The sequence below is a fragment of the Dyella sp. genome, from assembly GCF_051954575.1.
Taxonomy (GTDB): domain Bacteria; phylum Pseudomonadota; class Gammaproteobacteria; order Xanthomonadales; family Rhodanobacteraceae; genus Dyella_B.
In genome coordinates this window covers 1-7,014 of sequence record NZ_JBQCHP010000110.1, presented here as the reverse complement: position 1 = coordinate 7,014, position 7,014 = coordinate 1, and the positions used below count along the sequence as shown (strand labels likewise).

Annotated in this window: 6 protein-coding genes and 1 pseudogene; 2 read left to right on the top strand and 5 right to left on the bottom strand. The window is 60.5% G+C overall.

The window, feature by feature from the left end:
* Window positions 1–136: 136 nt before the first annotated feature.
* The gene (locus tag ACTHNE_RS14935; protein WP_324937152.1) at window positions 137–1,009 is read right to left on the bottom strand and encodes an efflux RND transporter periplasmic adaptor subunit; all 873 of its coding nucleotides are present in this window, start codon (window positions 1,007–1,009) and stop codon (window positions 137–139) included.
* 466 nt (window positions 1,010–1,475) lie between these two features.
* On the opposite strand from ACTHNE_RS14935, the gene ACTHNE_RS14930 reads away from it, so the two are divergent.
* The gene (locus tag ACTHNE_RS14930) at window positions 1,476–1,604 is read left to right on the top strand and encodes a hypothetical protein (protein WP_324937149.1); all 129 of its coding nucleotides are present in this window, start codon (window positions 1,476–1,478) and stop codon (window positions 1,602–1,604) included.
* Between the two features lie 88 nt (window positions 1,605–1,692).
* Here ACTHNE_RS14930 and ACTHNE_RS14925 read toward each other — a convergent pair whose 3' ends face one another.
* Complete coding sequence (locus tag ACTHNE_RS14925) at window positions 1,693–2,550, bottom strand: alpha/beta fold hydrolase (protein WP_324937147.1); 858 nt, start codon at window positions 2,548–2,550, stop codon at window positions 1,693–1,695.
* A 318-nt stretch (window positions 2,551–2,868) separates the two neighbouring features.
* On the opposite strand from ACTHNE_RS14925, the gene ACTHNE_RS14920 reads away from it, so the two are divergent.
* A complete protein-coding gene (locus tag ACTHNE_RS14920) occupies window positions 2,869–4,251 on the top strand; it encodes a PKD domain-containing protein (protein ID WP_324937145.1) in 1,383 nt (460 codons plus the stop codon).
* 170 nt (window positions 4,252–4,421) lie between these two features.
* Here the strand turns inward: ACTHNE_RS14920 and ACTHNE_RS14915 are convergent, their stop codons facing one another.
* From ACTHNE_RS14915 to ACTHNE_RS14905, 3 genes and pseudogenes are all read right to left on the bottom strand, one after another.
* On the bottom strand, window positions 4,422–5,255 hold the full coding sequence (locus tag ACTHNE_RS14915; RefSeq protein ID WP_324937143.1) for a sulfotransferase family protein: 834 nt from the start codon (window positions 5,253–5,255) through the stop codon (window positions 4,422–4,424).
* A 35-nt stretch (window positions 5,256–5,290) separates the two neighbouring features.
* A complete protein-coding gene (locus ACTHNE_RS14910; protein WP_324937141.1) occupies window positions 5,291–6,295 on the bottom strand; it encodes a LacI family DNA-binding transcriptional regulator in 1,005 nt (334 codons plus the stop codon).
* Between the two features lie 16 nt (window positions 6,296–6,311).
* A pseudogene (locus tag ACTHNE_RS14905) lies at window positions 6,312–7,014 on the bottom strand (glycoside hydrolase family 2); the annotation flags it as partial.

Genomic DNA, 7,014 nt, shown 5'->3' with positions numbered 1-7,014 from the left:
ATTTTTCTCCTGTGCGACCGCTGCCCTCGTTTGGCGCGGTAGATTCGTCAATGAATAATGCTTTGAAAAACGGTGATCCATCGTTTCGCCGTCCGGATGGTGTGGTCCGGCAGCGATGTGCACTGCACTTACTGCACTACTTGTTCAACGTCGCCTTGCACTTCACGCCGGAAGGCAGGTCGAACTTGGGATTGGGTAAATCGATAAACACGACGAAGGTCCCGCTGGCCGCATCGATGATGCGATCGACACCGGTGACCTTGGCCGCGTAATGCTGGTTCTGCAGGATCTCCGGCACGATCGTGGCGGACATGCCGGGCGAAGCTTCGCCGAACGCGCGCATTGGCATCACCACGCGCACGTGCAACGGGTTGATCTGGGCGAGCTTCAGAATGGCGTGCTTGGTCGAGCTGGGCTCGAAAATCTCGCCAGGCCACATCATCTGGTCCACCACTACGCCGTCAAAGGGGCTGCGAAGCGTGCGTAGATTGAGCTGGGCCGATTGCTGGACGAATTCCAGCCGGGCTTGTTCACGGTTTTCTTTGGCGGTAACCAGCTCGGCCTGCGCTTGTTTCAGCTCCGACTCGGCATCGTCGCTGTCCTGGCGCGACATCAGCTTTTCCGCGGCCATGTCGCGGCGGCGCTCGAACTTGCGCTGCGAGAATTCGATCTTGCTTTGCGCCAGTTGCGTCGGCCCGACCAGCTGGGACTTGTAATGCGCCAAGTCGGCTGCTGCTTGTTCCGCATGGGAATCCAGGGAGGCGAGTACCTGGCCGCGCGATACGCGATCACCGCGTTTGACCAGCACCTTGTCGATCAGGCCGCTTACGGGCGCACCCAGTTCCACCATCTGGGCGGGTTCGATCAGGCATTCGTAAGCATCATTCGCGGCCTGCGAGATGGCCGGTGCACATGTGAAAAAGGAGGCGGGCAGGGCGAGCGCGAAGGCGCGTAAGGCGATACTCGTCCTTGGGCCATATCCTGGCTTTCGCCTGGACCGAAGATCCATTGCTGTTCCCTGTAACGCGAACCTCGGCCGGCCCCCTGCCAAGTCATAGGTGTCGCGCCGCAAAATCTATCGATTCCGTCGCAAACCGGCAAGTGATTTTTTGCTGACGCGGCTACGCAAAAAGCAAGATTGTAGTGGCCTTTCAAATATTTACATGACGCAATTGAGGCGGCGGGTAGCCATGCACCCGCGAACGGCGGGCGGCTTCCCGCCGCAGGAATTGTCCTTATAAGTCATCCGGTGGCACCGGGAATGCACATCCGCGTTCGCTGGCTCGGCTGCCGTTTCCTGCGGAGCGCCAACCGAGGTTGTGGCGCGGTTGGCATAACAGCGCGGAAGTGACATCAGGGAGTCATGAATATCCCACGGAAACATGGATATTGGCGGCCGATGGGCGTTTCATGCGCGCATTTGTCCGAGCGCCTTGACATGACCAGCTATTGCTTTGCCTCGCTGGATGTTACTGATGGTCTCGCTCATCGCCTGCGGCGGTGTCGCGGGGGTTTCGGCAGTGACGTCCGCGCCAACCACGATGATTGCCGCTACGTTCGTCCATCCAGGCGTGATGCATACGGTGGGCAATATCCAGGAGTGATGCCAATCATGTCCGTTTCGCAATCGAAAGCGGACATGACTTTATTTCAACAGGCCATCGCGCCAGGTGGTTCGAAATGGGCCTGGTTTTAGCGGCGATGTTTGTCAAGGAATTTCAAGGTAAGGGCGGCCACCTCATCGTTTTTGGTGTCCATGGCGAAATGGCCCGCATCCAGAAGGTGGACTTCCGCGTGCTTGACATCCTGCTGGTAGGCCCACGCGCCTTCCACGGTGAAGGAAGGATCGTACTTGCCCCAGATGACGAGCAACGGCGGCTGATGTTCGCGCATGTACGCCTGCCATGCGGGATAGGACGCCACGTTGGTGCGGTAGTCGTAGAACAGATCTTCCTGGATGCGGTCCTGGCCGGGCCGGCTCAGGAAGGCGGACTCGTCCGTCCATGCATCGGGGTCGTACCGTTCCGGATGCGGATCGTGGCCCACGTGCCTTTGTTTTGCGGCTTCGGGTGCGATGAGATTGGCGCGGAGTTGCTCGGCATAGGCGCTGCGATTGGCCCAATATTTTCGCCGCGTTTCCCACAAGGGCCCAAGCCCCACTTCGTGTGAGACCGCATTCTGCACAATGATCGCGTCGATGCGTTCGGGATGGCGCAGCGCCAGGCGAAAGCCGACCGGGCCGCCGTAATCCTGCACGAACAGCGTGTAGCGATCGGTGCCTTGTTGCTGCACGAAGGCATCCATCACCGCAGCGATATGATCGAAGGTGTAGGCGAAGCTGTCCGGTGACGGCGCGTCGGAATGGCCGAAGCCGGGATAATCCGGCGCGATGACGTGATAGTGCTGCGCGAGCATGGGCATGAGCTTCTCGTACATCCTCGACGAGGAAGGAAAGCCGTGCAGCAGCAGTACGGTCTGATTTCGGCGATCGCCACCCTCGCGATAGAAGATCTGCAGCCCATCGACGGACGTGCTCCGGTAGGTCAACATGCAATCTCTCCGTTGTGGATGTCCATGGGGTGGATGTTTACAGGATGCGCGGTTATCTGCCCTAGCAGAAGGACCAATCGACATCGCCAAGCTTTCGCGTCGTCACAAAATCTCGACAAAGATGTCGAAGCGTTGACAAGCGACGACAGCGTCACGCAAGCGAATACATGTAGGTAGGGTTATGGCGATAAACGCCGTTCTATTTGACTATGGCTTGCAGGCTGACAAGCTATGGTTGCGTCGCATTTGCGACGAGCGCGCACGATGGGCAAAACGTGCGGCTTCTTGAATCACACCTACATGCATCGGGGAATTCTCATGAAGAGCAAGATCGCGCTGTGGTGTTTTGTCGTCTGTACGTTGATGGGGGTTGCCGCAATGGCATCGGCCGCCGACCAGGCGGTGGAATCGGAAGTCGAGCACGAACAATTGATAGCTACGCCCAACGCCAGTAGCGGCAGTTGCGGTGTGGAACGCTGGTCGGTCAAGACAGGTACCGATGCGGATGTGGGCCTGGTCAATCTCAACAATCCGGTTTCGCAGACCATCAGCTATCTGGATTCGTTGACGGCACCCAGCACGTTGCCGGCCAACAATCGCATCCAGCCCACCGAGACCACCTTGTTCGTGGTCGACGCCACCCTGGTGGAATACAAGCTGGAAACCGATTCGGATTATCACCTGGTGCTCAAGGATGCGCAGGGCAATACGATGATCGCGGAGATTCCCGATCCGGCCTGCGTGGGCGCAGGCAGTCCTTTCGCCGCGGGCATCCAGAATGCGCGTAGCGAGTTCGATGGCAGGTATACCGTTACGACCAGCTTCCAGACGGCGAATATTCCGGTGGAAGTTCGCGGCGTGGGGTTCTTCGATTTCAATCACGGCCAAACCGGCGTCGCGCCGAATGCGATCGAGCTGCATGCCGTGCTCGACATCAACTTCAATCCGACCAGCGGCGGCGATGTTCCACCGGTGGCGAACTTCAGCGATTCGACCAACGGATTGGCTGCCTCGTTCACCAACAGCTCCACCGACAGCGATGGCACGGTGGTCTCCAGCTCCTGGAATTTCGGTGACGGCAGCACCTCCACTGCCACCAGCCCAAGCCATACCTATGCCGCTGCAGGCACCTACAACGTAACCCTGACCGTCACGGACAACGGCGGCAAGACCGGCAGCAAGACCAGCGCGGTAACGGTGTCTTCGGGCAGCGGCGGTGGCAGCACGCAATTGCTGGGCAATACGGGGTTTGAAGGTGGCACCGCGTCGCCCTGGTCGATGAGCAGCGGCGCGTTGTGCACCAACAGCACGTGCTCCGGTGAGACGGCGCATACCGGAACCGGCTTCGCGTGGCTGGACGGCTACGGCAGCGCTACCGTCGATACCGTTTCGCAGGCGGTCACGATTCCGGCTGGCGAGACGAGCGCGATCTTGTCATTTTGGCTGCATATCGATACCGCCGAAACCAGCAAGACCAATGCGTACGATACGTTGAAGGTGCAGGTGCTCGATAGCTCCGGCAATGTGCTCGGCACCGTGGCGCAGTTTTCCAATATCAATGCCGCGTCGGGTTATCAGCAGCACAGCGTGGACTTGAGCGCCTATATCGGCAGGTCGGTCACGTTGAAATTCATTGGGACGGAGGATTCGGCGTATCAGACGTCGTTTGTGCTGGACGATGTGACGTTGAATGTGCAGTAAGGGAAATTTTTCTACAACGTGTCCCCTCCCCTACGTGTAGCAGGGGAGGGGTAGGGTGGGGTGAAGCAACCTCGCGACACATTTCAACGATGCGGCCAGCTCGTACAACCCCGCCCCAGCCCTCCCCTGCAAGCAGGGGAGGGGGCCGTCGTTCGCGCCGTTGAGGTTCGCTACACGATCGGCACTTGATTGACGTTGTTCTTAGGATCCATCCAGAACGCCTCATTGGCAAAGCGCCCAAAAATCTCGCGCGGCAGAATCGGTTGGCGTTCGACCAATTCCACCTTCGGTCGAACGGCATGCAGCCCTGGCATACCGACGCGGGCGTCGAATTCGTCGGCGTTGTAGTCGATGCGGTCGAAGTCGTGTTCGTACCACGGCTCGCCAAGGAACTGATACACGGCGCGCATGGCCGCGGCGGGATCACGCACCAGGCTTTCGTAGGTCAGCATCAGCAGGTGGTTTTGCGCGTACGAACCGTAAAACGCCTCCTTGGTGGCCTGGTAGGCGAAGCCGACCATGCCGCGCGGATCGGTCAATGCCTCCACGCGCGAATACACCGTGGTGTTGGTGTCGAAGCGGAAGACCTTGCTGACGCTCACCGGTTGCTTCTGCACCAGGCGCTCCATGCTGTCCAGCACCCAAGCCAGCTGGCGCACGCATGCGATCACCTTTACGCCGGGGAACAGCGTGTCGAGCAGGCGCATGCGGCTGCACCAAAGGCGGCTGGTATCGAATACGACCGCAGGGCCGGCTTCCACCGAATAGAAGTTTTCGACCAGTCCGCGCAACAGGGCCACGCGCTGTTCGTCGGAGACGTCGAACGAAAAATCGTTCTTGCTGCTGGCCTCGGCCATCACCACGCCCATGATGTCCGCCAGCGGGCTGGTCATGCCGGCGCGAAAGCGCGGGTTCTGGTTGAGGATCGCGGCCAGCAACGTGGTACCGGCGCGCGGCAGCCCGGAAATGAAATGGAACTTCCGTGGCGAGCTGTTGGCGGGCATGTGGCGGTCTCCTCTGGATCGTAACGCGTGTAGCTTCAGGGCGCGGGGGCGGTCGATGCGCGCAGGCGCATTTCGTAGCCGACTTCGACCATGCGCGCTTCACCCTTGCCGAGCACGCGCAGCAGTTCCTCGGTGGCACGCTTGCCCATGTCGCGCACGGGTTGATGCACGGTGGTCAGCGGGGGCCACACCTGCGTGGCGATGGTGGTGTCGTCGAAACCACAGATGGAGATGTCGCCGGGTACCGCTACGCCGGCTTCCGCGGCGGCCCAGATTGCGCCCACGGCCATATCGTCGTCGGCCGCGAAAATGGCGGTGGGCCGTTGCTTGAGCGCCAGCAACTTGCGCGCTGCGGCCACGCCCGATTCGAAGGAGAAGCGGCCTTGAACCATGTACGCCGGATTTTCCTTCAGGCCCGCACGCTTCAGTCCATCGCGATAACCGGCCAGGCGCCAGATGCCCGCACCGTGCTTGGGGTCGCCAATGATGTGCGCGATGCGGCGATGGCCCAGCGACACCAGATGCTCCACCATCGCCGCGGCAGCCTCACGCTCGCGCAGCATCACGCCGATGCAGCCCTTGGGCTGGCGTGGGGCGATCGAGGCGAACGGAAGCTCGCTCTTGCGCAGATGAGCCAGCAGTTTTGGATGATCGGTGATGGGCGGTGTAAGGATCAGCCCATCGGGCTGATGGCGCGAGAGAATGCTCTCGACTCGTTCGACGAAGTCTGCCGCAGTGGAGACCAGCGGCTGCACCATCATGATGTATTGCTTTGCCTCGCATGCCTCCAGCACGCCGGCCTGTACTTCCATGATGTAGCTGGGCGAGAGGTTGTCGTAGAGCAGTCCGATCATGAAGGAGCGGTTGGTGGCCAGGCTGCGCGCCGAAGTGAGCGGCCGGTAGTTGAGCTTGGCAACGGCCGACATCACCCGTTCGCGTACCTGGTCGCGTACGTTCGGCTCGTTGTTGAGCACGCGCGAGACGGTTTTTTTCGAGGTGCCCGACGCGCGGGCGACGTCGTTGATGGTCACGCGTGACATGCAAGCCTTGATGTCTTCACTGGTCTGTTCCCTGCGCGGCGGTTGCCGTAATGCTTTGGGCTGCAACGTTCCACCCGCTCACCTCCAGCACCGGCAGGGTGGTTCCCTGCGTTTCGTAGCGCGCGGTCAGGGTGATCGACTCGCCGGGCCAAAGCGTCACGTCATTGTCAGTCCAGCGAATCGGCAGCACAAGCTCGCCGTGCGCGCCATGCCGGATCGACACATGCTGGAACAGCGCCACGGCCTTGGACGATGCCGGCACCGACAGCGTCACCGTGGTGACCTCATCCTTTCCTTGGCGCCGCGTGGTCGCATGCGCCTCGCTTATCGCGGTCGGTAGGGATTTCAGGGAGGTGAAGTCCGCATACTGCGTCACCGGAGTGAGGTACCAGTTCGAGTGCGGCCAGTCGAGCGTGTCCTGTTGCGTGGACAACCAGTAGACGTTGCGGCTGACCGGCTTGCCTTCGGAAGAGGCGAGGTCGAGCTCGACGAAATAGACGGGTGACAGGCCGGCGATAGCCGGCAGCTTCGCCACGGTGCGCGTGTGGTTGCCTGCAAGCTCGATGCCTAGCAGGTGTTTTTCGTAACGCACACTGCCATCCAGATTGCGTACGCGGATCGTCGCCTGCAGGCCATGCACATCGTCCAGAGCATGGTTCACGAGCACGATGCCGTTGTCGTCATACGAATATTGGATATGCACCAGCTCATTGGCTTTC